This is a genomic window from Parasedimentitalea huanghaiensis, assembly GCF_009753675.1.
In the GTDB taxonomy this organism is placed as follows: Bacteria; Pseudomonadota; Alphaproteobacteria; order Rhodobacterales; family Rhodobacteraceae; genus Parasedimentitalea; species Parasedimentitalea huanghaiensis.
Genome location: NZ_WQLV01000001.1, coordinates 68,101 through 92,945 on the forward strand (window position 1 = coordinate 68,101; position 24,845 = coordinate 92,945).

At 53.5% G+C, this 24,845-nt stretch carries 22 protein-coding genes and 1 pseudogene; 10 read left to right on the forward strand and 13 right to left on the reverse strand.

Annotated elements, in window-relative coordinates; genetic code table 11:
• Positions 1-55: 55 nt before the first annotated feature.
• Complete coding sequence (locus GO984_RS00320; protein WP_157021167.1) at positions 56-502, forward strand: DUF1499 domain-containing protein; 447 nt, start codon at positions 56-58, stop codon at positions 500-502.
• Between the two features lie 8 nt (positions 503-510).
• On the opposite strand, the gene GO984_RS00325 is transcribed toward GO984_RS00320, so the two are convergent.
• The gene (locus GO984_RS00325; RefSeq protein ID WP_157020620.1) at positions 511-810 is read right to left on the reverse strand and encodes a hypothetical protein; all 300 of its coding nucleotides are present in this window, start codon (positions 808-810) and stop codon (positions 511-513) included.
• A 62-nt stretch (positions 811-872) separates the two neighbouring features.
• Between GO984_RS00325 and prfA the strand changes: the two genes are divergently transcribed.
• The 3 genes from prfA (at position 873) to GO984_RS00340 (ending at position 3,707) form a co-directional block, all read left to right on the forward strand.
• On the forward strand, positions 873-1,928 hold the full coding sequence (gene prfA / locus GO984_RS00330; RefSeq protein ID WP_157020621.1) for a peptide chain release factor 1: 1,056 nt from the start codon (positions 873-875) through the stop codon (positions 1,926-1,928).
• Positions 1,925-2,791, forward strand: coding sequence for a peptide chain release factor N(5)-glutamine methyltransferase (gene prmC / locus GO984_RS00335; protein ID WP_157020622.1), 867 nt, complete (start codon positions 1,925-1,927; stop codon positions 2,789-2,791). The genes prfA and prmC overlap by 4 nt, the downstream gene beginning before the upstream one ends.
• A gap of 199 nt (positions 2,792-2,990) precedes the next feature.
• A complete protein-coding gene (locus GO984_RS00340) occupies positions 2,991-3,707 on the forward strand; it encodes a DUF4167 domain-containing protein (protein WP_157020623.1) in 717 nt (238 codons plus the stop codon).
• Between the two features lie 90 nt (positions 3,708-3,797).
• Here the strand turns inward: GO984_RS00340 and rsmA are convergent, their stop codons facing one another.
• The 6 genes from rsmA to lptF form a co-directional block, all read right to left on the reverse strand.
• Entirely contained in the window at positions 3,798-4,643 is an 846-nt protein-coding gene (gene rsmA, locus GO984_RS00345; RefSeq protein WP_157020624.1) for a 16S rRNA (adenine(1518)-N(6)/adenine(1519)-N(6))-dimethyltransferase RsmA, read from the reverse strand.
• 81 nt (positions 4,644-4,724) lie between these two features.
• Positions 4,725-5,696 carry a 4-hydroxythreonine-4-phosphate dehydrogenase PdxA gene (pdxA, locus tag GO984_RS00350; RefSeq protein WP_157020625.1) on the reverse strand — a complete coding sequence of 324 codons (972 nt, stop codon included), beginning with the start codon at positions 5,694-5,696 and terminating at the stop codon, positions 4,725-4,727.
• On the reverse strand, positions 5,693-6,925 hold the full coding sequence (locus GO984_RS00355) for a peptidylprolyl isomerase (protein ID WP_157020626.1): 1,233 nt from the start codon (positions 6,923-6,925) through the stop codon (positions 5,693-5,695). Before GO984_RS00355 ends, pdxA begins: the two co-directional genes overlap by 4 nt.
• On the reverse strand, positions 6,910-9,048 hold the full coding sequence (locus tag GO984_RS00360) for an LPS-assembly protein LptD (RefSeq protein ID WP_157020627.1): 2,139 nt from the start codon (positions 9,046-9,048) through the stop codon (positions 6,910-6,912). The genes GO984_RS00355 and GO984_RS00360 overlap by 16 nt, the downstream gene beginning before the upstream one ends.
• A 1-nt stretch (position 9,049) precedes the next feature.
• Positions 9,050-10,153 (reverse strand): LPS export ABC transporter permease LptG, encoded by a 1,104-nt coding sequence (gene lptG / locus GO984_RS00365; RefSeq protein WP_157020628.1) that lies wholly within the window; start codon positions 10,151-10,153, stop codon positions 9,050-9,052.
• Complete coding sequence (gene lptF / locus GO984_RS00370; protein WP_167740205.1) at positions 10,150-11,292, reverse strand: LPS export ABC transporter permease LptF; 1,143 nt, start codon at positions 11,290-11,292, stop codon at positions 10,150-10,152. Before lptF ends, lptG begins: the two co-directional genes overlap by 4 nt.
• Positions 11,293-11,471: 179 nt before the next feature.
• Between lptF and GO984_RS00375 the strand changes: the two genes are divergently transcribed.
• Positions 11,472-12,947, forward strand: a complete 1,476-nt coding sequence (locus tag GO984_RS00375) for a leucyl aminopeptidase (protein WP_157020630.1) — start codon at positions 11,472-11,474, stop codon at positions 12,945-12,947.
• 7 nt (positions 12,948-12,954) lie between these two features.
• On the forward strand, positions 12,955-13,413 hold the full coding sequence (locus tag GO984_RS00380) for a DNA polymerase III subunit chi (protein ID WP_157020631.1): 459 nt from the start codon (positions 12,955-12,957) through the stop codon (positions 13,411-13,413).
• Between the two features lie 21 nt (positions 13,414-13,434).
• Here the strand turns inward: GO984_RS00380 and GO984_RS00385 are convergent, their stop codons facing one another.
• From GO984_RS00385 to GO984_RS23525, 4 genes and pseudogenes are all read right to left on the reverse strand, one after another.
• On the reverse strand, positions 13,435-14,016 hold the full coding sequence (locus GO984_RS00385; RefSeq protein WP_157020632.1) for a retropepsin-like aspartic protease family protein: 582 nt from the start codon (positions 14,014-14,016) through the stop codon (positions 13,435-13,437).
• Positions 14,017-14,055: 39 nt separating this feature from the next.
• On the reverse strand, positions 14,056-14,676 hold the full coding sequence (locus GO984_RS00390) for a MarC family protein (protein ID WP_157020633.1): 621 nt from the start codon (positions 14,674-14,676) through the stop codon (positions 14,056-14,058).
• Positions 14,673-16,526 (reverse strand): ABC-F family ATP-binding cassette domain-containing protein, encoded by a 1,854-nt coding sequence (locus tag GO984_RS00395; protein WP_157020634.1) that lies wholly within the window; start codon positions 16,524-16,526, stop codon positions 14,673-14,675. Before GO984_RS00395 ends, GO984_RS00390 begins: the two co-directional genes overlap by 4 nt.
• 40 nt (positions 16,527-16,566) lie before the next feature.
• Positions 16,567-17,651, reverse strand: a pseudogene (locus GO984_RS23525) (glycoside hydrolase domain-containing protein).
• A gap of 178 nt (positions 17,652-17,829) precedes the next feature.
• Between GO984_RS23525 and ndk the strand changes: the two are divergent.
• A complete protein-coding gene (gene ndk / locus GO984_RS00410) occupies positions 17,830-18,252 on the forward strand; it encodes a nucleoside-diphosphate kinase (protein WP_138163248.1) in 423 nt (140 codons plus the stop codon).
• A 65-nt stretch (positions 18,253-18,317) separates the two neighbouring features.
• Here the strand turns inward: ndk and GO984_RS00415 are convergent, their stop codons facing one another.
• Positions 18,318-18,650: a TfoX/Sxy family DNA transformation protein gene (locus GO984_RS00415; protein WP_157020637.1), complete on the reverse strand. Its 333-nt coding sequence runs from the start codon at positions 18,648-18,650 to the stop codon at positions 18,318-18,320.
• Between the two features lie 107 nt (positions 18,651-18,757).
• Here GO984_RS00415 and GO984_RS00420 point away from each other — a divergent pair, with 107 nt between their 5' ends.
• Positions 18,758-19,570: a class I SAM-dependent methyltransferase gene (locus tag GO984_RS00420; RefSeq protein ID WP_157020638.1), complete on the forward strand. Its 813-nt coding sequence runs from the start codon at positions 18,758-18,760 to the stop codon at positions 19,568-19,570.
• 88 nt (positions 19,571-19,658) lie between these two features.
• Positions 19,659-20,891: a cytochrome P450 gene (locus GO984_RS00425; RefSeq protein ID WP_157020639.1), complete on the forward strand. Its 1,233-nt coding sequence runs from the start codon at positions 19,659-19,661 to the stop codon at positions 20,889-20,891.
• 23 nt (positions 20,892-20,914) lie between these two features.
• On the opposite strand, the gene GO984_RS00430 is transcribed toward GO984_RS00425, so the two are convergent.
• Complete coding sequence (locus GO984_RS00430; protein ID WP_157020640.1) at positions 20,915-21,529, reverse strand: response regulator; 615 nt, start codon at positions 21,527-21,529, stop codon at positions 20,915-20,917.
• A gap of 679 nt (positions 21,530-22,208) precedes the next feature.
• Here GO984_RS00430 and GO984_RS00435 point away from each other — a divergent pair.
• Positions 22,209-24,677: a hybrid sensor histidine kinase/response regulator gene (locus GO984_RS00435; RefSeq protein ID WP_157020641.1), complete on the forward strand. Its 2,469-nt coding sequence runs from the start codon at positions 22,209-22,211 to the stop codon at positions 24,675-24,677.
• Positions 24,678-24,845 lie beyond the last annotated feature (168 nt).

Sequence of the window (24,845 nt, forward strand, 5' to 3'; positions counted from 1 at the left end):
TAAACTCCGGGTGCCAGGCGGCTTTGGAGCCGCAATGAAGTGGATCAGGGCCAGAATGGGACGACTAATGATATTTGTATGGTTGGCCATCGCTGCAGTCATTGTGGCGCTTGGCTTTATCCGGCTGGCTCCGATTGACCCTTTGGATTGGAATACGCAGCCTGAATTTTCTGAAGACAAGAATTTTCGCGGTGGGGTGTTCCGGGTTGTGCGAACTGGACCTGACGGGCTAGCGCGGTTCGACGCCGTCGCCAGCGCGGCCCCTCGCACCAAATTGCTGGCGGGGTCCGTCGAGGATGGCACTGCGACTTACGTTACCCGCACCAAGCTGTTTGGGTTTCCAGATTACACCACCGCGCGTCAGGACGGGGACCTGCTGAAGGTCTACGCGCGGTTGCGGTTTGGTCGCTCCGATTTGGGAGTGAACGGAACCCGGATCGCCGAATGGCTGGCGCAGATGGACATTGCAATCCAATCAGATGTTACGGCACCTGTCGAATAGAGCAGTCGCTAGAGTGGTATAAGTGACGAGACTTGGCTGATAGGTTTGCCCTGTTGATCCAGCGACGATGACAGGCAGCCCTGTTGCACTTCACGCCACATCGGCACGTTTAAGGACATTTGGCATTGGGCCATAAACATACGACCATCAACTTGCAGGCAGATGGTTTGCCCCAGTTCGATCCTTGATCCGGACCGGTCCGTACAAAAACAATCAATAGTCTTGCCGCCAGGCGCGGTGACATCTGACACTGCGGGTTGGGCGAATAAGGCAAGGGTGAGGACGATAACGGCTCTGGCATGTTGCATGGCGCTAGCATATCACAAGAGCCAGCTATGACAAAATTTCTCTATAGACGGATGTGCCACCAATGGTTCCCGAAGAACGCCTTGAACAGATCCTCCAGCGGTTTCAATATCTTGAGGCCGCAATGGCGGATGGCGCCAGTGCGGGTGACATAGCGGCATTGGCCAAGGAGTATTCTGATCTGCGGCCAGTGGTTGAGCAAATTGAAGCTTTCCGTCGTCTGAATGAAGATCTGGCCGAAGCTCATGAGATGCTTTCTGATCCTGATATGAAAGAACTGGCCGAAGAGGAAATACCTGCGTTGAAGGCGGCAATTCCCGCTGCTGAACAGGCGTTGCAACTGTCGCTGCTGCCAAAGGATGCAGCAGATACCAAGCCTGCAATGCTGGAGATCCGTCCTGGAACCGGTGGCGATGAGGCTGCTTTGTTTGCTGGTGATTTGTTGCGCATGTACCAGCGATATGCCGAGGCGCAGGGCTGGAAGTTTGAGATCCTTGAGGAACAGGCCACTGAGTTGGGGGGCATCAAAGAGGTTGTGGCCCATATCAAGGGGGAGAATGTGTTTGCGCGGATGAAGTTTGAATCCGGTGTGCACCGGGTGCAGCGGGTCCCAACCACCGAAAGCGGAGGGCGCATCCACACTTCTGCCGCGACCGTGGCAGTGTTGCCCGAGGCCGAAGATGTGGACATTCAGATCAACGCAAATGACTTGCGGATTGATACAATGCGCAGTTCCGGTGCGGGTGGTCAGCACGTGAACACCACAGATTCTGCGGTGCGTATTACCCACTTGCCCAGTGGAACCGTGGTCACCAGCTCGGAAAAATCACAGCACCGAAACCGTGAAATTGCGATGCAGGTTCTAAAAACACGTTTGTATGATCAAGAACGTCAGCGCGTGGACAGTGAACGATCGGCCGACCGCGCATCACAGGTTGGATCTGGCGATCGCTCTGAACGTATACGGACCTATAATTTTCCACAGGGTCGAATGACCGACCACCGCATAAATCTGACACTCTACAAGTTGGATCAGGTGATGACGGGAGACCTGGACGAGGTCATTGATGCGCTGACGGCAGACAATCAGGCGCGCCTGCTGGCCGAGATGGGTCAATGACCGGGCCAACAGCAGCGCAGGTTATGGTTGCTGCAACGGCACGTCTTCGCGCCGCAGGCGTGCCTGATCCGGCTCGTGACGCGCGGATATTGCTGGCCCATGCGGCACGGATAGAAGCTTCGCGGGTTACGTTGATTGCGCCTGAAGATCTGGCGCCGGATATTGCTGAACGCTATGAGCAATTGATTGCATTGAGGGTGATCCGGGTTCCGGTGTCTCATTTGCTGGGCGAGCGCGAGTTTTATGGTCGCCGATTCAAGGTTTCCGGCGACGTCCTGGACCCACGCCCAGAGACCGAATGCTTGATCGAAGCCGCGATAGCCGTTCCGTATCAGAACGTTTTGGATCTGGGGACCGGATCGGGCTGCATTCTGGTGACGCTATTGGCAGAGCAACCAAAGGCGACGGGACTAGGGGTGGACCTGAGCGAGGCTGCCTGTTTGCAAGCCAGCGCCAATGCAGTGCTCCACCGTGTTCAGGCCCGCGCGGACATTCGCCAGTCAGATTGGTTCGAAAAGGTCGAAGGCCAGTTTGACCTGATCGTCTCCAATCCGCCTTACATCGCCTTGGACGAAATGCAGGGCCTATCGACCGAGGTGCGCATTCATGAACCGGAAATGGCTCTAACGGATGGAGGTGACGGGCTGGCCGCTTATCGCCAGATTGCCAAGGAAGTTGCCCTATATCTGAAGCCGGGAGGACGGGTTTTGGTGGAAATAGGACCAACACAGGCCTCGGCTGTCGCCGCGCTGTTTGAACAGGCAGGACTGCAGCATATCCGGGTGATACAGGATCTGGACGGCCGAGACCGGGTTATTTGTGCGGATTCCATTCCCTTGAGTGGTCTGGAAGGTAGAAATTGATCAATTTGATCGAAAAAAGTGGAAAATTCACCTCCTAGCTCTTGTCTGTCTGGGGGGGACATGGTTACACATAGGTGTCGTATGTGTGTTTGGCTGAAAACCTTACCGGCGACACCAAGCCCAAAATGGTCGATGATCCGGCGCTGATATGCGCACTTTGGGATCTACGACGCAACGAATCAAGGCTGACGTTAAACAAATGAGATCGTCTAAATCACGTTCGCGGTCGAAATCGAACCGCAATCGCCCATCTGGTGGTGGTAATGTTGTCAACCGGGTGTTCGATAGCTCGGGCCCCGAGGGCAAGGTGCGCGGCACCCCGCAACAAATCATCGATAAGTATAATCAACTGGCCCGCGATGCTCAGCTTGGAAGTGACAGGGTTGCTGTCGAGAACTTTCAACAGCACGCTGAGCATTACATGCGTTTGCTAGGGGAAGCCCAGCGTGAGCAGGATGCTCGCCGGGACGAACAAGAGCGGCAAAACCGAGAACGCCAAGCTGAGCGCGACCGTGAGCGCGCGGAACGTCAGGAACGCGAGGCCGCGTCTCGCAGCAACGAGACTGCCCCTCGGAGTGAGCCTGCAGTGGTCAGCGAGGATCCTGCCGCGGCACCTCAACCCGACGTAATGGACCTAAGCACCAATGGTGACGCAGGCGGCGATTCTGGACTGGTGGAAACACCTGAAAGTAAGCCAAAGAAGGCGAGTACTCGTCGCCCTCGCACGCGCAAACCTGCTGCCAAGGCGCAAGAGCCGGTTGAGGCTCAGCCAGAAGCAGCCGCACCAGCTGAGAAGCCCGCTGCTGCCTCCGTTGAAAAACCCGCTGCGGCGCCTACTGAAAAGCCCACTGCGGCGGCTGCTAAAAAGCCGGTGGTTGAGGCCAAAACCGGCGATGCCCCTGAAGCTGCTGAGTAGGCGTAAGTCTAATCGAAAAAAGGCCCCGGACCATTTGGTGCCGGGGCCTTTTTTTTTGACTGCGTTTCCGTGGACTAAGACAAAGTTCAGTTAGGTTTGAGGTTCCAAGCTGCGCGCGAGCGCACAAAATGCTTCAAGGCTGACCTGTTCAGCACGTTCAGTTGGGGGAATACCGGCCTCTTTCAGGTGATCTTCAATATCTGGAGAGACGCTTTTGAGAGCGGACCGTAGCATCTTGCGCCGTTGATTGAAGGCGGCTGCCACCACTTTGTTCAACGTAGCAGCATCTGCGGGAAAACGTGGCTCGGGAAGGGCTGTTAGGTGTACCACGGCGCTGGAAACTTTGGGCGGTGGCGTAAAAGCGCCTGGTGGCAAGGACAACACAATGTTTGGCTCAGCGCGCCACTGCGCCAGCAGAGCAAGGCGACCGTACTTTTTGGTGCCAGGCAGGGCCACAATCCGTTCGGCAACTTCGCGTTGGAACATCAGCGTCAGGCTCTGCCAAAAGGGCGGCCATTGTTTTGGCGTCAGCCAACGCACCAGCAGTTCAGTGCCAATGTTATAGGGAAGGTTGGCAGCAACCCGGATAGGGGGGATTAGATGTTCCAACGGATTGACTTCGAGTGCGTCACCTTCAATCACCTGCAGGCGATTTGGGTATGCGTTGGAGATTTCGGCCAAGGCTGGAATACAACGGCTATCTTTCTCCACAGCGAGCACCCGTCGTGCACCTTCGGCGAGCAGCCCCCGGGTCAATCCGCCTGGCCCCGGGCCGATTTCAAGCACATCACAGTGAGACAAATCACCAGCCTGGCGGGCGATCTTGGCCGTCAAATTGAGGTCCAGTAAGAAGTTTTGCCCCAGCGATTTACGAGCTGACAGCTGATGAGTAGCGATCACCTCGCGCAGAGGGGGAAGAGTGTCGATGGCAGTCATGTCAATTCGATCTTGGGGCTGGCCAGAGAGAGAGGAAGATGTTCTTGCCTCCGGCGGGGATATTTGGAGCTAGATGAAGGATCAGGAGCGCGCGGCCATTCTCTGGGCCATTTTGAGAGCTTCGATGAGGCTGGTGGGGTTAGCCAGGTTCTGTCCGGCGATGTCGCAGGCTGTGCCGTGATCAGGAGAGGTCCGGATAAACGGCAGGCCAAGGGTGACATTGACGCCCCGGTCAAAATCTAATGTCTTGATTGGGATCAGGGCCTGGTCATGGTACATGCAGATGGCGGCATCATAACACTGACGGGCCGCTGCGTGGAACAAAGTATCGGCGGGATGTGGACCGGTCAGATCAAAGCTATTGCATTGCAAGTCGGCGAGCAGCCCGTTTATCCAGGTAAGCTCTTCCTCGCCCATCGCGCCACCTTCCCCCGCATGTGGATTGAGACCGGCAACCGCGATCCGAGGGTGGGAAATACCAAATTGCGCACGCAGCCCCTGGACAGTGATCTGGAGGGTTTCGCGTAATAGGGCAGGGGTCAGCTGAACGGCCACCTGTGACAGCGGAATATGTATCGTAGCGGGGACAACGCGAAGTTTCTCTGATGCCAGCATCATGACAACGCGGTCTACGCCGGCCAGTGCTGCCAGAAACTCCGTATGGCCTGGATAGGAAAAATCAGCGCCGTCAATCAGAGCTTTTTTGTGAATTGGCGCGGTACACAGAGCTGAGGCCTGGCCGTCTTGTACCAGTTTCACACCCATCTCAATTGAGCGTATCACTCCACTCGCATGTTGGGCCTGTGGGTGACCGGGAGTGGATGGGCCTTCAAATGGCATGACCAGCACTGGCAACGCGGTAGCGCAGACTTCGAGAGCCTCATCCGGAGAGGAGATTTGCGAAAAAGTGGTTCCGGGTGGAAGATGGTCCGGGTCCCCAATCCAAAAGAATGGACAGTCACCGCGCAAAACATCCCACGACCTAACTGTGATTTCTGGGCCGATGCCAGCGGGTTCCCCACAGCTGAGCGCAATGGGGCGCGCAGGGGTCATTTTATCACGATCTCAGCATCTGCGCGCAGCTGCTCGATAAAGCTATCTGCAAAAGCCCCTAACCTTTGTTGGGTAAGCGCATTGGCCACGCCCTCACGGGATTCGGATTCGCCCGCTCCCAGATCAGCGGTCCGCCCGCACATCATAAGTAACATCAAGGTCTGACCGTTGTTACGTGTTAGAACTGTCGAAGTTTCACCTGTGTCCAATTTGGCCAGTTCGAGCGCAATATCTTGTGGGATTTCGCTGGGTGCCAGAGATTGGCGATCCAGAACGGAGGGGTCCTGATCTTTTGCAATGCCATAAAGGTCATCACAGGTGTCGATCTGGCTGGCAATTTTTTGCGCGGTTGACATGGCTTCGGGGGTGCGACCACCGGCAATGAAATAGCTGGCATATTCGATCGCTGCATAACGCGGAGCGGATCCGGTAACTTCGCGAATGCCACGCATTTGAAACAGTGCCACCGCGCCTTGCAGTGGCATTGGAGCGGTGATTTCTCCAGATTTCAGCCCCAGCACGACCTCTTGGAGTTGCGGGGGCAATTTTGACAGGTTCATCCAGGGCAGTTGGCCCTGATTGTTACGGCTGTCTGAGGCGGAATACTGGGTTGCGGCTGAGGAAAAGGCCGAATAGCTCTTTAGCTGGCTGATTTGTTCAGCGATCTCTTCGACTTGGCCCGCATTCTGTGCGTTGATCGGGATGATCACTTCGGACAGTAAAACCTGTACACCTCCGGTGCCAGCGCGCCCCATGGCGCGGTCGATTTCTGCGTCACTTGGACGGGCCCGAGACAGGAAACGGGAACCGACATAGTCCCGCCAAGCAAGACCGGCACTTGTATAGTCACGCAGTGTTTCGGGCGCTACGCCGTTTTGTCCAAGAACCTTTGTGAATTCCTCCAGAGAAAGATTTGCCCGACCAGCGAGTTCGGTCATGCCCGCCAAGACATCCTCTTCGCTGATGTTAATCCCGGCCTCGGTGACAGCGGCATTTTTCAAACGATCTTTGATCAGTTCTTCTCTCGCCTGCTCATAGGGGTCGCCCGCAGTTCCCAACAGACGCATGAACTGGGCGCGTTGTTCCAGTTCGAAGTAAGTTACGACTTCCTCATTCACCGTGACAGCAGGTGAAAACAAGCCCTGCGCTGCGACGGGGAGGGGAAGGTTGAGCGCCGATGCCAAGACGAGGCCCGGGGACAAGAACCAAAACTTTAAGAATTGCTGCATGATCGCCTGTACTTTTTATTGCCGCTATCGACGGAGAACCCGTTCAATGCGATGGTAAAGCCGAAATCGGTCGAAGGCTCAACACTTGATGTCGAAGTATATCGCCTGCTGACGGAAAGGTCGACCTTGACGCATTCGTTGCTGTAGACAAGCCCAACCCCTGCGTGTGAGGCTCGGGCATCGGAAATATCATAACGTAGGTTGGCGCTGGCCGACCAACTTGGGTGAAGTTGGTAACTGCCGTCGAACCATAGTTCCGAGGTTTCCTCGGTGCGGCTCTCAGCGGTATCAGTACCGAGCCAAAGGTAGGTACTTGAAACATCAAGCCGAGAGTTGGCCCAATCCCCCCGTAACTCTGCTTTGGAGAAATTCAACGATCCATTTAACAAGCCACGTGCGGTGATTGCTAAGCCTTCGTTCAATTTTAGCTGGCCGGCCAGCAAAATATCCGAAGATGTGCCGCCCAGGCCGGACGACTTGGTGAACCGGTTGTCAGCATTTTGCCGGAATATTTGGCCAACAGTAGCTGACGCTTGCCAGCCACCCGTTGCGTAGCGTGCCCAATTTAGACCGTAGACCAAGGCAAGTCCGTCTTCGCGGGCATCTGTCGCGGGGAATCGAGAGAGCTCCAATAGATTACCCTGATCGAATTCAACAAAGTTGCTTTCGTCATTTGGAACAGTGTCACCATTAACGTCACTCCAACCAAGTTGCACAATAGGTTCCAGGTAGTGGGAAGCGCCAGTTGCGGAGCGGCGGGTCATAGGAAGCCGTAACGTGACAGCACCGCGTGGAGTTAAACGATTGACACGTGACGGGTATGCGCTGTCATCTCGGATTCCAAAAGCGTCGGCTGAGAAGCCCAACTGACCTTGGGCGATTACTCCGTTTTGAAGATACCAACTACGCTGCCAGTCAGCGTCAAATGTTGTACGAGCAACATCACGACCGACAATATCCAGGTCTGAGGTACGACTGTGGCCATGTGCATGAAGGGTCATCTGCAGTTCACCACCCAACTGGGTAGGGTGGTATCGTTGCTGATAGAAGATATCCGCAATTGCTGAAGGGATCAGGGTTGGATCTTCCGTTTCACGCAGTGTTTTGTAGTGAAATGCCCCAGCACGAAACAGTGAATCCCGACGTACTTGGGTAAGAGTTAATTGTGAGCGCAGTCGATCCAAATCTGGCAGTCCGTAGTCAGCCAAATATGCATCGTCGGAGGTGGTTTTCACCTCGAATTCCAATTTGACATCGTGACGAAGATCAAAAGCACCGGTGCCAAACAAATAACCACGGTCGTTGTTCGGCTGCAGGTCATCGCGGGTGAAAGCTCCCTCCAGCTCGATTCTGCCATTGTGGAAGGCCTGACGATACCGCGCGTCCAAAGTCCGTGTCTTAGAGGATAGATAAGGAGAGAGGGTTAGATCGCGGCTCTCGCCAAGAGTAAAGAAATAGGGAACCTTGAGACCAGTGCCCAGATTTGAGGTTGTACGCACCGACGGCACAAGGAACCCTCTTGCCCGCTCCAGCGTTGGGTCTGGCAAGCGAAGGCCAGGAAAGTAAAAAACTGGGACATCCAGAATGCGAAATTGAGCGTTCTCAAAGTAGAGCTGTTTTTCCAACTGGTCATGGGTAATTCGTTCAGCGCGGATTTGCCAAAGGGGTGGCGAACCGTCGTCGCAGACCTGACAGGACGTCACGGAGCTCTTGTACAATTGGGTGTAGCGGCCGCTAACACGCGTCATCTGGAGTGAAGATAGTTGAAGATGCTGTTGAAACACCATGCGGGCACTATTGAGAATACCATCGCGTAGGTTGTTACTCATTTCTGCCGCATTGGCCAAAATGGTGATTTCACCACCTTGATCAATGCGTATGGGGCCATCAATTTGAAGAGTGCCGCTGTCGCGATCAAAAGTGATTTTTTGGGCTCTGAGCCGAATGTCGCCCTGAAATGCTTCAACGTTGCCTTCTGCGATCAGGATCCTATCGCTGGTAATGAACACCTGGTCAGCGACCAGCATTGCTGGTCCATCTGTGGCAGGGTTTTGTTGTGCACTCGCAACTGGGGCTAGGGCAAGCCAGGGAGCAACGAACAACATTTGCAAAGTGTGGCGCATGTTAACCATCCTCCGCATGGAGTAGTAGGCCTAGGGTCAGCAGTATAGACGCGGCGGGTGGAGCCCAGGCTGCCAAGGCCACTGGAATCTGACCATTCTCTCCAAGGATTTGCGCAAAATTACGAATAAAGTAAAGCCCAAAACCCAAAAGCACCGCAGTCAAAACAGCAAGACCAGTGCCTCCAGACCGCGCATGACGCATGGTAAAGGCCGCGCCAACTAGAACCATCGCAATCAAAAAGAGCGGTCGCGCCAGTTCTACCTGCAGCCAGACTTCATAGCGTTTGGTCGAGAAACCAGCTTGCTTGAGTGCATGAATGGTTTCCGGCAGATCATAAACTGAAATCCCTGAGGCCGTACCAAGACTATCGCGAATTCGGTCTTGGGTCAGTGTTGTAGGTAACCGAAGTTCGTTATGTTCTACAGAATTGGTTTCGGGGTTGAGGCCCGGTGACAGCGGCCAAACCTTGACGTGGTTCAACACCCATTGATCTTCTTGCAACTGAGCACGTTGTGCGACTATTTGGCGGGTCGGATTTCCGCCAGGGGCGTAGGAGACGATTGTGACATCATGCAAAGTGACGTTGTCGATTTCGCCGCTATAGCCGGTAGCATGGATAACGGATTGGCCCTGTGCGCCCCCCTGTCGAAGCCATAGGCCTTCTCCAGAAAGCGACAGCGCAGCTGGGCCTCCATTCCGATACGTATCCGAAAGCTCTTGATACCGGTTTGAAGTTGCAGCGACAATCGGATTGAGGGTGCTCACTGTCAATATGCCAATCAATGCTGCCATGACCAGCGGAGCGGCTAGTGCGCGGATGCCCGAGCGGCCAATGGCGCGTGTCACAACCAATTCGCTGCTGCGGGCTAGGCCTACGAATAACACTATGGTCGACAAGATCATGATCAGGGGCAAAAATTCACTGAGCGCGGAAGGGGCACTCAACAGGGTCAAGTTGATCAACTGGCCAAAACTTAGATCAAAGTCATCAAACCGACGGATCTGCTCATTTAGATCAATGAGCATAACTAGGGTGAGAAGAACCGAGCAGATGATGGCAAACCACTGCATAAACCGGCGGGCGTAATAGAGATCCAGTTTCATGAGGTCGCCTTGGTTGGTGCCGCACGAGGACGTTTGGACAGAATTCGGACAGGCCGTGCTGCAAGTTGCAGAAACAAAGCCGCAATCCCAAACCCAATGGCAGAGGGGAGATATATCAGCGGCCACAGATCGGCGTTCTTCAAAACTGGTTCAGAGACCACACCGCGAAGACCCTCAATGAAAATTAGCAAGACAAAGGCCAGCAAGGCTTGCCGCCAAACCCCAAACCTGGAAAATGTTCCCAGCATTAGCGAAGAAAACCCAATTAGGGCGACAGCCACACTGATCAAAGCACGAGCAAAGCGCAGGTGGAGCTCTTCGGCCAATTGCCCTCTGGTAAACGGTTCCTCAGCCACAATTTGGTCTGAAATCATCAGTAATTCCAAGCTGGGAATGGCGCGGATGTTTCGGGCCCTGTTTCCAGCTTGGTCAGCTAGAGCGCTGATTTCGTAGGAAAAGTCCGAAAATACAGTGGTGGATAAAGTACGTCCCTTGGTGTCCATGCGGAGGGCCATTCCATCAACCATGACAAGGTGTGTTTGGTCCTGATCTTTTACCAGAAAGGCGCGGGCACCGGTGTACAATACGCTCTGGTCTGGATTGCGCCGATCAGACAGAAATACATCGTTTAATGTCCCATCTGGATCAATTTGGCGAATGTAGAATGTCACCCCCTTAGCTGGGTGCAAAAAATTGCCTTCGCTCAGAAGTTTGGCGGTGACATTGCGCGCAACATCGGATTCGCGTTCTTGTAGTTGGCCAATGGACGCAGGCAGCAAGAAATGTGTCAGCACTGACATCATTAGCGCGGTAATGAGACCAAATACCAAAGCCGGACGGGCCATTTGCCAAGGGCTGGTGCCGGTGGCACGCAGCACGGTCAGCTCACTTTCGCTGTTCAGCCGGTTGGTCACCCAAACCGCAGATGCAAAAGCCGCAATCGGTAGCACCATCCGCACCAAATTAGGCAGCGCTAGCGCGGTAAACTCTAGAAAAACCAGTGCAGATTGTCCGTCACCAATCAATCGATCAAAAAGGACAACGGCCCGGTTGATCCAGAACATGGCAACCAGAATCAGAGCAAAGAAGCCGAAAAAAAGTAGATACTGGGACAGTACGTATCTGTCGAATCGTGACACTGCGATCCCCCCAGACCCCGTCATACCAATTTCCGCAAATCATAGAGTAAATCTAAACGGGGGAAAACTGCAATTTGTAGTTGGACAAAAGATGATCGTTCCGTTCAGACCCTAGCCATCGGTCACGGCGCAGGCTAGCTGTTGCGCCAACCATAATCATCCCAACAGGAGCCCACCTCATGAGCCGTCTGATCCCCATCCGCTTTGCTGAGTACGACCCCAAAGAGTTGAAAGACATCGCAGGACGCCTGGTGGTGCTTGTAACACCTGAAGGGACAATGGATCAGGCTGCGCGCAGCGCCAACCGGCTGAGCAAAGGAGCATTGGCCCGGCTGATTGCCAGCGATGGCTTTAGCAAGGCAAAAACCGGGCAAGTGATTTCTCTGGCTTGGCCTGCTGGGATGCAGGTCGAAGCTTTGGATGTGCTTGTCATGCCGCGCAGGGTAACACCGGTTGAGGCGCGTAAGGCAGGGGCCGCATTAGCAAAAGCAAGTGCTGGAAAATCCACAACAGTTATGGCCGGATCGATGCCCAAAGCAGCGGATCTGGCGCTCGGTATGGCTCTGCGCACTTACACCTTTGAGGCGCATAAGACTCCGAGTGAGAGTAAAATTGATGGTCAAGTGGTGATCGCACATAAAGCGCATGAGGAGATGGCCGCCAAATTTGCGCCTATGCTGGCTGTTGCCGAAGGTGTTCATATGACGCGAGATCTGGTCAATGAACCGGCGAATGTGTTGACCACTTCAGAGTTTGCCAACCGTTTGGTAGAGATGGAGTCTATTGGCCTAAAGGTCGAAGTGCTGGACGAGGCACAGCTGGCTGAACTTGGCATGCGTACCCTGCTTTGCGTTGGACAGGGGTCCGACAGCCCTTCCAAAGTCGTTGTAATGCAGTGGAACGGCGGACCAGAAGGAGAAGCCCCTGTCGCGCTCGTTGGCAAAGGTGTGGTGTTCGACACCGGGGGAATTTCCCTTAAGCCAGCTGGTGGTATGGAAGATATGACGATGGACATGGGAGGGGCTGGTGTGGTGGCCGGCACCATGCGAACCTTGGCGATGCGCGGCGCCAAAGCCAATGTTGTTGGTCTGGTTGGCTTGGTCGAGAATATGCCTTCGGGGAATGCGACCCGTCCCGGTGATGTGGTTAAGTCGATGAAGGGTGACACCGTTGAAGTGATCAATACCGATGCCGAGGGGCGCTTGGTTCTGTGTGATGTAATGTGGTATGCGCAGGAGCGTTTCAAACCGGAGGCCATGATTGATCTGGCCACCTTGACTGGCGCGATTATTGTTGGCCTAGGCCATGAAAATGCAGGCGTATTTTCGAACAATGATGCGTTGTGCAACGCCTTTCTCAAAGCGGCGTCAGCCGAAGACGAGGGGGCCTGGAGAATGCCACTGGGTAAAGGCTACGACGACCTGTTGAAATCTCGTATTGCTGACATGAAAAACATCGGTGGCCGCGCTGCTGGCTCGGTTACTGCGGCACAATTCCTGCAGCGGTTTGTTAAAGATGACACCCCTTGGATCCACCTCGATATTGCAGGTGTTGCCTCGGTTAAATCTGAAACACCTTATGCGCCCAAAGGGGCCACCGGTTGGGGTGTGGCGGCGTTGAGCCGTTTGATTCAGGACGGTTTCGAGACTGAGTGAAGCGGAAATGGGCGCTGTTTACTTCTATCACCTGACGCGTGGCCCGTTGGAACAAACCATCCCCGTGTTGCTGGAAAAAGCACGCGGGGCAGGGTGGCGCATTGCGGTGCGGGGACGCGACCCTGACCGCATGGGCTGGCTGGACGACCGGTTGTGGCAAGGTAGCCCCGACAGCTTTTTGCCTCATGGGGTAGAAGGCGGTGCCTACGACGCGTTGCAACCGGTGCTTTTGACCACTGGGCCTATGGCGGCCAACAAACCCGATTGTATCATGGCCATCGATGGTGCTGCAGTTGAAGCCGAAGAGGTTGAAGCGATGCAGCGTATTTGTGTGTTGTTTGACGGGACCGATTCCGAGTCGGTTCAGCGGGCGCGCGCTCAGTGGAAAGAGCTGACAGATGCAGGGTGTTCGGCGCAATATTGGTCGGAAGAGAGCGGCCGCTGGGAAAAGAAAGCGGAGAAGTAGTCAAAGGATTCTGCCCACAGTTTAACGGGTTAGCAGCAGAGCCCCATTGCGGATTTCAATACTGGACCAACGCTGTAGATAGGCCATGCCGAGTAGTGATTGGTCCAGTTCTCCCTGATTAACCCAAACGCGAACATTCGAATCCGTAATGTTCCCGAGCGAAATACTGTCTAGCCAAACTGAGGCCGTGCGTACTTCCCCATTGGCAGTATTTGCGCGGCCCAAGTAGTTTAGGGTGTCAGGGTCAATCCCCGCCCGACGCGCGTCCCGCTCATTTAGTACCACGTCGGTAGCGCCTGTATCGATTAGAAAAGTAATCGGTACGGTGTTGATGTCTAATGTCAGATAATAGTGCCCATCGGCTGAGCGGGGAACTTCGATCTGGCCAGTACTGTTTATCACTGACTGTTGCGGTCTGACGGTGTTACGAATGTCGCCCCACAATCCGTAGCCTGCAATCACTCCTAAAAAGATGAACGCCCAGATTGCCAATTGCTGAACAGTTTTCCCGAGGCTTTGGCGGTTTTGCACAAACACCCAGGATCCAACAGCTGCCAGCAGCAGCACAAGGTAGATTATCCGGCCGTAGTCGACATCAGCCATCGAGTGTTCTCCTGATCTTGTGACCCGGCGGTTGAAATTCTAGCTCGCAAAACCAAAGTCTCGCAACCCGTCCAAAATAAACTGTACTGACAAAGCGGCCAACAACATGCCGAGAAGTCGGCTAATCACATTGATCCCGGTTTTGCCCAGCAGTTTTTCAAACAGGCCGGAGCTGAGGAACATCAACGCTACAACAGCCAGCACCGCCAGCATCACAGCGATGACCATAGTAAAGCCCTCGATATCCGGTCTTTGACCGGCAAGCAGGATGACGGTGGCAATAGAACCGGGGCCCGCGATCAAAGGCATTGCCATTGGGAACACCGAAGGATCATCGATATCATCTTCATTGCCCTGATCTTCGCGTCGTTTGGTGCGACGTTCAAACAACATATCCAGCGCGGTCAGGAACAAGAGCGCGCCACCAGCCACCCGGAACGCAGCCATGGAGATCCCAACAAAACCAAGAACAGCTTCGCCAAATGCAGCAAATAAAGCCAGAAGTCCCGCCGCGGTGAAACAGGCGCGCAGCCCAACTGAACGGCGTCTGGCAGGGCTCATGCCTTGGGTCAGGGCTAGGAATACCGGTGTCAGACCGATCGGGTCAACGATCACAAAAAGCGTAACAAACGAGGTGATCAGAAACCCGGTGTCGATCATTGAGATTCAGCTTTCTCCAGTTTTTCCAATGCTTTCATCCACATAGATTCGGCGCGGCCCAATGCAACCATAACTTCTGCATGTTTGCCTTGCCAGACCTTAGCCTGATCCTTGTTTTCAGGTTCATACATTTCCGGATCACCTAGTTTGATGTCCAGTTTTTCCTTCATCTGCGTCAGCTTCTCCACCCGCTGTTCATTCTTGCGGGCGTCCGAGCGTAGCGCCAAAATCGCATCACGAGTTGGGCGTTTGGGTTTGGGCTTTGCTGCAGCGGGTTTGGGCGCGGGCTTATCGCGTGCCAATAGCAGGTCTCGGTAAGAGGCAAGATCACCCTCATAGGGATTTACAGTACCTTTGGAAACCAGCCACAACCTGTCTGCAACCAGGCTGAGCAGGTGCATATCGTGGCTCACCAAAATGACCGCACCGCTATAGGCGGTCAGCGCTTCAACCAGCGCTTCACGGCTTTCGATATCTAGGTGGTTGGTCGGCTCATCGAGGATCAGCATATGCGGGGCATCAATTGTTGCCAGCAGCAGCGACAGACGTGCCTTTTGCCCACCGGACAAGCGGCCGACCTCGGTATCAGCCTGATCAGCACCAAGACCAAATCCAGCCAGGCGTGCACGCAGTTTGGATTGACCCTCGCCGGGGCGCTCTCGTTGCAGGTGCATCAATGGGGTTTCGTCGATGAAGAGTTCATCCACCTGGTGCTGGGCAAAGAAACCAATGCGCAGCTTATTCGACTGGGTCATTTTGCCCGACATCACCTGCAGGCGTGCCGATAGCATTTTCGCAAGGGTGGACTTACCTTGGCCGTTCTTGCCCAGCAGAGCGATACGATCGTCCTGATCAATGCGCAAATCCAGCTTACTTAGGATCGCCTTGCCATCATACCCAACCGACGCACCCTCGGTTGCGATGATTGGCGGCGACATCTCTTCAGGCTCGGGGAAGGTGAAAACTGTACGCGCGGCATCTTCGGGTGCGCGGATGGTTTCCATTTTCTCCAGCATCTTGACGCGGGATTGGGCCTGCTTAGCCTTGCTGGCTTTGGCCTTGAACCGGTCAACGAAGCCCTGCAAATGCGCGCGTCGCAGTTCCTGTTTCTTGGCAGCAGCGGCCTGCACGGCGCGGTTGGCGGCGCGCTGTCGGGCAAACTGGTCGTAGTTGCCCGAGTAGAACGTAAGCCCACGATCTTCCAGATGCAGGATGCCATTGACCGAGCGATTTAGAAGCTCGCGGTCGTGGCTGATGATGATCACGGTGTGCGGATATTTCACCAAGTAGGCCTCGAGCCACAGTGCGCCTTCGAGGTCCAGGTAGTTGGTCGGTTCGTCGAGCAGTAGCAAATCAGGCTGGGAGAACAGCACCGCCGCAAGTGCCACTCGCATCCGCCAGCCGCCGGAGAAATCTGAACAGGGGCGCTGCTGCGCTTCCATGTCGAATCCCAGGCCCTTAAGAATCGAGGCCGCACGGGCCTCGGCAGACCAAGCATTGATGTCGGCCAGGCGAGTCTGGATATCTGCAATGCGTCCCGGGTCAGTCGCTGTTTCCGACTCGGCCATCAGATCTGCCCGCTCTGTATCTGCCGCAAGAACTGTATTGATGAGCGATACATTCGAAGAGGGAGCCTCTTGCGAGATACCGCCAATGCGCGCTTTGTTGGGCAATGAAATATCGCCTGATTCTAAGGCCAACTCGCCGTAGATAAGGCGGAACAAGGTTGTTTTCCCAGTTCCGTTTCTGCCAACCAGACCAACCTTGTGGCCATTGGGAATTGTGGCGCTGGCGCCTTCGAACAGGGGCCGACCTTCGACCGCGTAATTTATATCTTGGATGCGTAACATGCGCCGGACGTAGCAGACCCGGAACGCTAGCGCCAGCGGCTTAAATATCCATCAGTTTGCAGCTTGTCCGGCTCCATTTGGGCATTTGGTTCAACGGCAATAGACCATCCTGCTGAACGTAGCCTTCAGGCAACCCGTCTTCGTCGATGTCAACTTCGGCCCATCCACCATGAGAGCTGGTTACATGTACGGTGCGTGCGATACAGACATGTCCCACCTCCGCGCCGGCGGGAAAGTCGTAGACGGGCAGGCGGTCACGGTTGACCCAATAGTGCGCCCTGGCAACTGAGGTCAAATGTTGCGCGTCATAGAGCCGTTCGCTCCCATCGCCATTGAAGGCCCCAATAGAGCGGGTCTGGTCTGGATTGACGATGTTGGTGTCGATGTGGATTTTTTGCCCGTGACCACCGGTAACGGCGCTCAGGTCGATGTTGGTTTTGTTTTGGAACATATGCCAGCGATTGGAGTTCATATAGGCATGGGTGCCGAGCCAGGCGGGGGCCTCGGGGACCCAAAAACGGCTGGCCAACCCAGCGGATTGGATCAAATCGCAGCGGGCACCTGCCGCGTAAATACCTATGTCTAAGCGCCCAGCGAACACCTGCGCTACGGCCTGAAAGTACTCCATCACACCCTGATCTGAATTTAGGGCCGCATCGGAGTCCACGCCAAAGTAGATGGCGCTGCCACTCGGTTGCCGATTACTTGCGCCCTGTGTAAGCAAAACTCTGCATCCTGAGTACCGCGTGCTCCGGTGAAACGGTTTTTGCTACGGCCTTCAAATTGATAGACAATTGCCAGTGCCAATCCGTGCTCGTGAAGCATGTCACGTTCGCGGCGCGTCACGTTTTTACAGTTGAGGTTGGCGTTATTTTGGTCCGAATAGTACCGGATCACCGTGTTGACACCTGCAAAGGCCAAAGTTTCATAGAAATCATGATTGGGGCGCGTGCATCCATCGCGGGCGTCCAGTTCTATCCTCGCTTGGCTACGATCCAAATAGGCCGCGTTCCCCATATCAATGATATGCGCGTTGGTAGAGGGGCCTGAGCTGACTGCAATACGGGGCAGGGCAGTCAGGGCTGCACATTGAGCAAGAAAGCGACGGCGTGTCAGGGTTTGCATCAGGATCTCATTGCACTGTTCAAACAAGGTGCCGGAAACTTCCTGCAATCTTACTGTATCTCAGGCGTTGAAGGAACCACTGTCCCCTTTTCAAAGCCAACTTGCCGTGTTACCGGGGCGCAAATCAGATAACTGGCGGCGGGGCGTTTTGCCCGGCCCTACACATAGGAGATGCCCAATGGCTCTGGAACGCACTTTTTCGATCGTTAAACCCGATGCAACACGCCGCAACCTGACTGGCAAAATTGTTGCCAAGTTTGAAGACGCTGGTCTGCGCGTTGTTGCGCAAAAGCGTATTCACCTGACCAAAGCTCAGGCTGGTGAGTTCTACAAAGTGCACGCTGAGCGTCCTTTCTACGACGAACTGTGTGAATTCATGGCGTCTGCTCCAATCGTTGCTCAGGTTCTGGAAGGCGAAGGCGCCATTGCAAAGAACCGTGAAGTCATGGGCGCAACCAACCCTGCTGATGCAGCACCAGGCACCATCCGTGCTGATTTTGCTGAATCTGTTGGCGAGAACTCGGTTCACGGTTCCGACGCACCAGAAACTGCAGCGATCGAAATCGCTTACTTCTTCTCCGGTCTTGAACTGGTTGGCTAAACCTTAGCGGTTTAGAATATTTGTGGGGCCGTCTGCACGTTCAGGCGGCCCTTTTTCGTTTTAAATCAGCGGTCTTTTTCTACCACGCCAATCTGGTTCAATATCGTTTCCAATTCTGACAAGCCCTTGTCAAAGGCACTGTCCTTAATGGCGTCAAAGCGAACGCGCAGGGCCTTTTTCTCTTCCCCTTTGCAGTCGTTCCAGGGCCGTCCTTGCAGGCCCATCACCAGAACATAGTAGCCGATGAAATGTGGTTTGCTGCCCGTTTTTAACAGCCTGGAATAGGTTTCGTCAGCTCCCAGCTCACGGAGCTCTTCAGCTGAGTGTATATTGGCACGGGCGCAGGCTTCTTCGTATGCGGGTCCGAGATTTCGGATTGAGGATATTGGCGTGTTCATGTTTCGTTTTTAAACATGACCATTCCGCGTGTCACCCAGAAATACGCCCTGATGCTTGTTCAGAATCTTGGGTTCAGATAAACCAAAAAAGGAACTGGAGGCAGGGCATGAAACTTTTACAGCGGCTATTCTATAAGAAACGCAAATTCTATGGCGATGACTTTGATTGGGAAAACTATACAGACGATAGTTATCACCGGAGAATTACGAGCGATATTGAATCCAAATACAGTGCCATAGTTGATCAGGGACAATTGCACTTTGATCCGGTAACCGGAACCGTTCAATCGCATGGAGATGACATCCACCCCAATCACTTGTTGATTTTGGAAATAATTGGTCAGTTGCAGTTGAAATCAGTGCATGAGGTTGGTTGCGGTGGCGGCGACCATGTTGCCAATGCTGTGACATTGTACCCTGAGACGAAAGTCACAGGAGGGGATCGGGGGGCAACTCAACTGGATTTGGCGTTGCAACGTCATCCAGAGCTAAAAGGGAAAATTGGCCTTCAGGACATTACGATGCCTTTTTCGCACCAGTGGCCGAACCCTGAGCTGGTCTACACGCAGGCCGTCATCATGCACATTCATACTGCAGTGAGCCATTTGGTGGCGTTGTCAAACCTAATTCGGATGGCGCAGAATCATGTCCTGCTGATGGAGAACATTCAATGTCACAATTTTGTAAGTGATATCAAAAGTCTGCATGAAGGTGGGCACTTGGAATGGAAAACCTTGAATATCTATCAGGTTACAGGGTCGACCGGAGCCAACGCAATTTTGTTGTCCAATCAGGAATTGGACTATCCGGTCCTTCTGTCAGACAGTGAAATTCGTAGCGGAGCAAAGCCATCATCCCGAAGACTGAAGCGGGCAAATGAAGACAGCGCACGTGGAATATTTGGGTTTGATCAGTACTGACGAGACTAAGCTGGTGTCATTGATGAGAATTGACAGGGCGTTTTGCGTCCTTCACTCTCTGCTCCTGATGAAGGGGAGAGTGACGTAGATGCCAGCTAACAACGCGCAGCAAGTGTATGTGAATATTGAAGGATTTGATCTGGCCAAGCCGCCTGAAGGATTTGTGTCAGACCCTTTCCCATTTTATGATGCATTGCTGTCAGCCGCGAGGGTCGTGACGCAGCCCGATGGTTCAGTCCTTTTGTGCCATCACGGCGATCTGGACCGCGTCTACCGTGACACCACCCTATTTTCGTCAGATAAAAAGGCAGCATTTGGACCAAAATTCGGGGTTGGCTCCCCTCTGTTTGAACATCACACAACGTCATTGGTTTTTTCTGACCCACCGCTGCACACACGGGTGCGTAGAATTATGACTTCAGCGCTGACCCCCCGGGCTATTGCGCGGATGGAGCCGGGGCTGGTCAATACCGTTGATCACTTGCTGGATGAAATGGCGCAGAATGAGCAGGTCGACCTTATTGAGGATTTTGCAGCGTCAATCCCAATCCAGATCATTGGCAACCTGTTGGATGTGCCAATGGAGGAGCGTGGGCCGTTGCGGGATTGGTCCTTGGCAATTTTGGGCGCGTTAGAGCCATCGCTAAGCCTACAGCAACTGGCTGTTGGGCAGTCTGCAGTCAACGAGTTTAAGGACTATCTGTCTAACCTGATTGCGCGAAGAAGGGCGCAACCGGGGGATATCGAAAGCGACGTGTTGACCCGGCTAATCAACGGAGATGGGGCAGAGGGGCAGCTGAGCGAGATTGAACTTATTCAGAATTGTATCTTCATTCTAAATGCTGGCCATGAAACCACCACCAATCTGATTGGTAGCGGGTTGGCGCTGCTGCACGACCACCCGGACCAAAAGGAAAGACTGCTGGAGCAGCCCGACCTCATCAAACCGGCAATTGAAGAAATGTTGCGGTTTAGGTCGCCCAACCAGTTAGGCAATCGCGAAACCACAGCTGAAGTTGAAATTGGCGGGCTTACGATTGCAAAAGGTACCAATCTTCACTTGGTCATTGGCGCCGCTAACCGCGACCCAAAGGTTTTTACAGCGCCAGAGGTGTTCGATATTTCGCGAAGCCCCAACCGTCATTTGGCTTTTGCAGGAGGGCCACATGTTTGTGTTGGCCTGACACTGGCACGGATGGAAGGAAAAATTGCCATTGGTCGGTTGTTGGAGCGGTTTCCCGACTACAAGATTCTGCCCGGTCGGGTTTCTGGTGGTCGGATGCGGTTCCGTGGATATGCCCGGCTACCAGCAGCACTATAGGGGCAGTTTAGGAGGTCGGGTTCTTAGAACAGTCCGGCTTCTTTCGCCGCCAACGCAGCCTGTGTTCGATTTTTGGCGTCGAGCTTACGACAAAGTGTTCTCACATGAAGCTTAATGGTCACTTCCTGTAGCTCCAGGTCGCGGGCAATCTCTTTGTTTGACTGCCCCCGACATAATCCGCTTAAAACTTCTGTTTCTCGTGGACTCAACATCTGGGCCATTGGATGTTCCGGCGCTGTGGCCTCTTCGCGCATCAGTGTGACAGGAACGTAGATTTCACCGGCACTCATAAAGCGAATTGCGTTCAGAAGCGATTTTGCTCCCATAGTTTTAGGGAGATACCCAACGGCTCCAGCATCCAGTGCCTCTTGTGCAGTATGCGGTGGGGCGCTGCCAGACAGGATTGCTACGCCAGTCCCACCATTACATTTGAGGGCGCGAACAAGCCCTTCGAGCCCAAACATCCCAGGCATATTGTAGTCTAGCAAGACCAGATCAAAGGGGCCGTTCTCTTCGATTTGTTGAAGTGCATCGTTTAGATCAATAGTCGAAACAACCTCGGCACCCCCTACTGATTTTAGGTAGGCGGATATGGTTTCGCGAACCATGTCGTGGTCGTCTGCCAACAATATACGCATTCAACTTTCAGATCTTGTTACGTGTTCGTTTCTAAGATGTTACAAGAGCATTAATTCTAGATCCATAATCTTTTGCACCAAAGAGGGTGATTTTCAACAATTTGCAGTGACTGTGCTTTTGATTCCATCGGTCGAAATTGCACAAATTCAACATTTTGATGCTGACGTGTGGGCCCTGACTTGGCTAAACCTTGAAGTGAAAAACTAACCTAAAGGTTATAGGCCTATACTTAGGGTGAGGTGCATCTGTCGTCAAACTGTGTCAGTCTTCGAACAGACGAATCTTGTAAGATCCTGCTATTCTGTGGGTTCCCAGGGGGGAGTGCAAGAATGAAACATCTGAGTTTTTGGTTGCGCACGTCGTCATTCTTTCCGACGGTTTTTGCTGCTCGTCCGGTAATTTTTGCGTTTGAACACCTAAAGCGCCACCTGTTTTGCCTCTTATCCATATCCTCATCGTTCGGTGGTAGCCAAAACTTGGCAATGATCGCTTGTGAGAGCAAAGATGCCTATGATTTGCTGAAAACAGTGTGACCTTTTCAACCTAGGCAGGTAAGAAAGTGCTGTTTAGACTTTTCTTTCGGTGTGACCGAAGCAGTGTGAAGCCCGTGGAACAACAAGAAAGGTGAAACAGTTGCAGTCCAAGCAAGCCCCAGTAAGCTCAAATTTGGCTCTGACATTGACCCTTATTTTTCTTGTTTCGCTTGGCGGGTTTTCTGTGCTGTTGGGTCGTGTGGTATTGAACGAAATGGATAGTATTACGTCTATCACAACCGATGCGGCGTCAAAATTGGTCACCAGAAATTTGGCACAGGGGCAGGTCGATTTCCTTAGGCTTAAAGAAACAGTTCGATCTGCAGAAGATGGGGGGGACTTGGATGAACTCCGGGCCAAATTTGATCTCTATTACAGTCGAATAAAGACCTTCCAAAACAGCCCAAAACTTGAAGAATTGAGAACCAATAGTGAAATTGTCGATCTGTTGGTCCGGGTGCGGTCACGTTTGGACCGGTTGGTGCCGCTGATCGAGGGGGCGGACGAGGGGCTTCGCAAGGGGCTTCCTGAGCTGTCACGGATCATCCTTGAAAACGAGTTTGACGCCCAGACACTTGTTGAGCAAGGGGTGCTGATAGAAACGAGGACACGAACCAACACAAAACAACGTTTGTCGCAAACCCTGCAGTTGTTGGGGGGAGTGCTGATTGTATTGGTTGTGGCATTGGGCTTGGCTGGCCTGATTACGGCACGCCAGTTTCGCCGCGGGCAAATTTTATCCGCAGCCAACAAGGCGGCTGCAGCGCGCATGCGCACTATGGTTACATCCTCGCTGGACGCCATTTTAATGCTTGATAAAAGAGGCCGCATTTTGAGTTTTAACGGGGCTGCTGAGGACGTTTTTGGGTACTCAAGAACTGAGGCTCTTGGCCAATCTATGGTTGACTTGATTGTCCCTGACCATTTGCGACGGTTCTGCATTGAAAATGTGGCTAATTTTTTAGCCACCGGTGAAGGCCAATTGGTTGATCGCGGGCTTTTGCAGATGGAGGGTAGAAAAAAGTCGGGGAAGATCTTCCCGGTTGAGCTGAGCATGTCATCCAGTCAGGCGGGGAGCGACCTGGTTTTTGTTTGTTTTATGAGAGACATTACAGATCGGGTCGAAAGCGAAGAAGCGCTTCGTCGTGCACGCGATGACGCATTGGCCGGCGAGCGGGCAAAGGCAAACTTGCTGACAGTGATGAGCCATGAAATCAGAACTCCGCTAAATGGTATTCTGGGATCAATCGAACTGCTTGAAACGACCGGGATGCTCGCCGAGGAGAAGCGTTACTTACAGGCAATGCGGATCTCTGCTGAATTGTTACTGCACCATGTAAATGAGGTCTTAGAGCTTTCCAGGTTGGAAGCAGGCGGCGAGGCTGAACAAATCAAGTCATTCGACCTGCAGGACCTGGTCACTGGACTTGTGGATAGCCAACAGGCTGCTGCATCGGCTCGTGGCAACAAACTGTACCTCCAATGTCGTTTGGATGATCAACCCATCGTGATGGGACGAGCTGAAGGGCTCCAACAGGCACTGTTAAACTTGGTGGGGAATGCACTGAAATTCACCCAGAATGGTGACGTAGTCGTGGAAGTTGAAAGGCTTGGCGATGAAAACGGACGGGTGGAATTTCGGGTCTGTGACACGGGGCAGGGGATATCCCAAACCAATCTGGACCGGGTGTTTGAAGAATTTGTCACTTTGGACAGCAGTTACAGTCGCAAACGCGAGGGGACTGGGCTGGGGTTGGCTATTACTCGTCGGTTGATTGAAAAAATGGGCGGTGAAATCAGCGTCGAAAGTGAGCTGGGTGAAGGGAGTTTATTTCGGTTTGCGGTTCCTCTGCCTGCTGCTTTCAAACGTGTGCCAACGCATGTAACCGACCGACCTGTTTCGGTGGCACCTAAACAGCTGTTGGTGGTCGAGGACAACGATATCAACCGGATGCTGCTGGAAAAAATGTTGCAACGTCAAGGGCACCAAGTGGAGAGTGCCGTTGGAGGCGCCGAGGGTGTCGAAGCTGTAACAAATAACAATTATGACTTAGTGTTCATGGATATCAGTATGCCTGGAATGGACGGCATCCAAGCGTTAAAGAAAATTCGCAAATTTGAACTGGCCGAAGATACCACGATCATTGCACTTACTGCACATGCTGCGGCTGATGACTGCGACCGTATTTTGCAAGCCGGATTTGCTGAAGTTTTGACCAAGCCAGTGACACAGGCAAAATTGGCCGAGGCGATTGAACGCCACACTAGTGAGATGAAGCCGAAGCTCTCCGACATGGAGACGTCGGACATTCAGCAATTTGTTGCTGCCCTGGGCGAAGAACGAGCACAGGGATATTTGACCACCTTTTGCCAGGATGTAGCCCAGCTTCAAAAAGCGCTTGATGACTCTGGCACGGTTGACGAAGAACAACAGAGTGAAGCGCATCGCCTGGCTGGTTCAGCGGCGGTTCTTGGGCTTGCTGCACTGCGATCCTGCATGCTGGAGATTGAGGCAGCTACTCCACAAACGGAGTTACCTCTTGGCGCGCTGGAGCTGGCCTGGTCTGAAGCGGGGGTGTTATTGGCACCGCATTTAGCTGGAAAGTCAGCCTGAAGGCAGGCCCGTGTTCTCACATTTGATGGGTCTGTTTGTTCGTCTCAGGTGTTGTCATTCGTAGGCATTGCAAACAACAGTTTCTGGAGGGACTAGGCGGCCCAACCGCAAGGCAGGCAAAATGGTCATCGAACTAGGGTCTATCAGTTGGTGATAGATATGCCATTA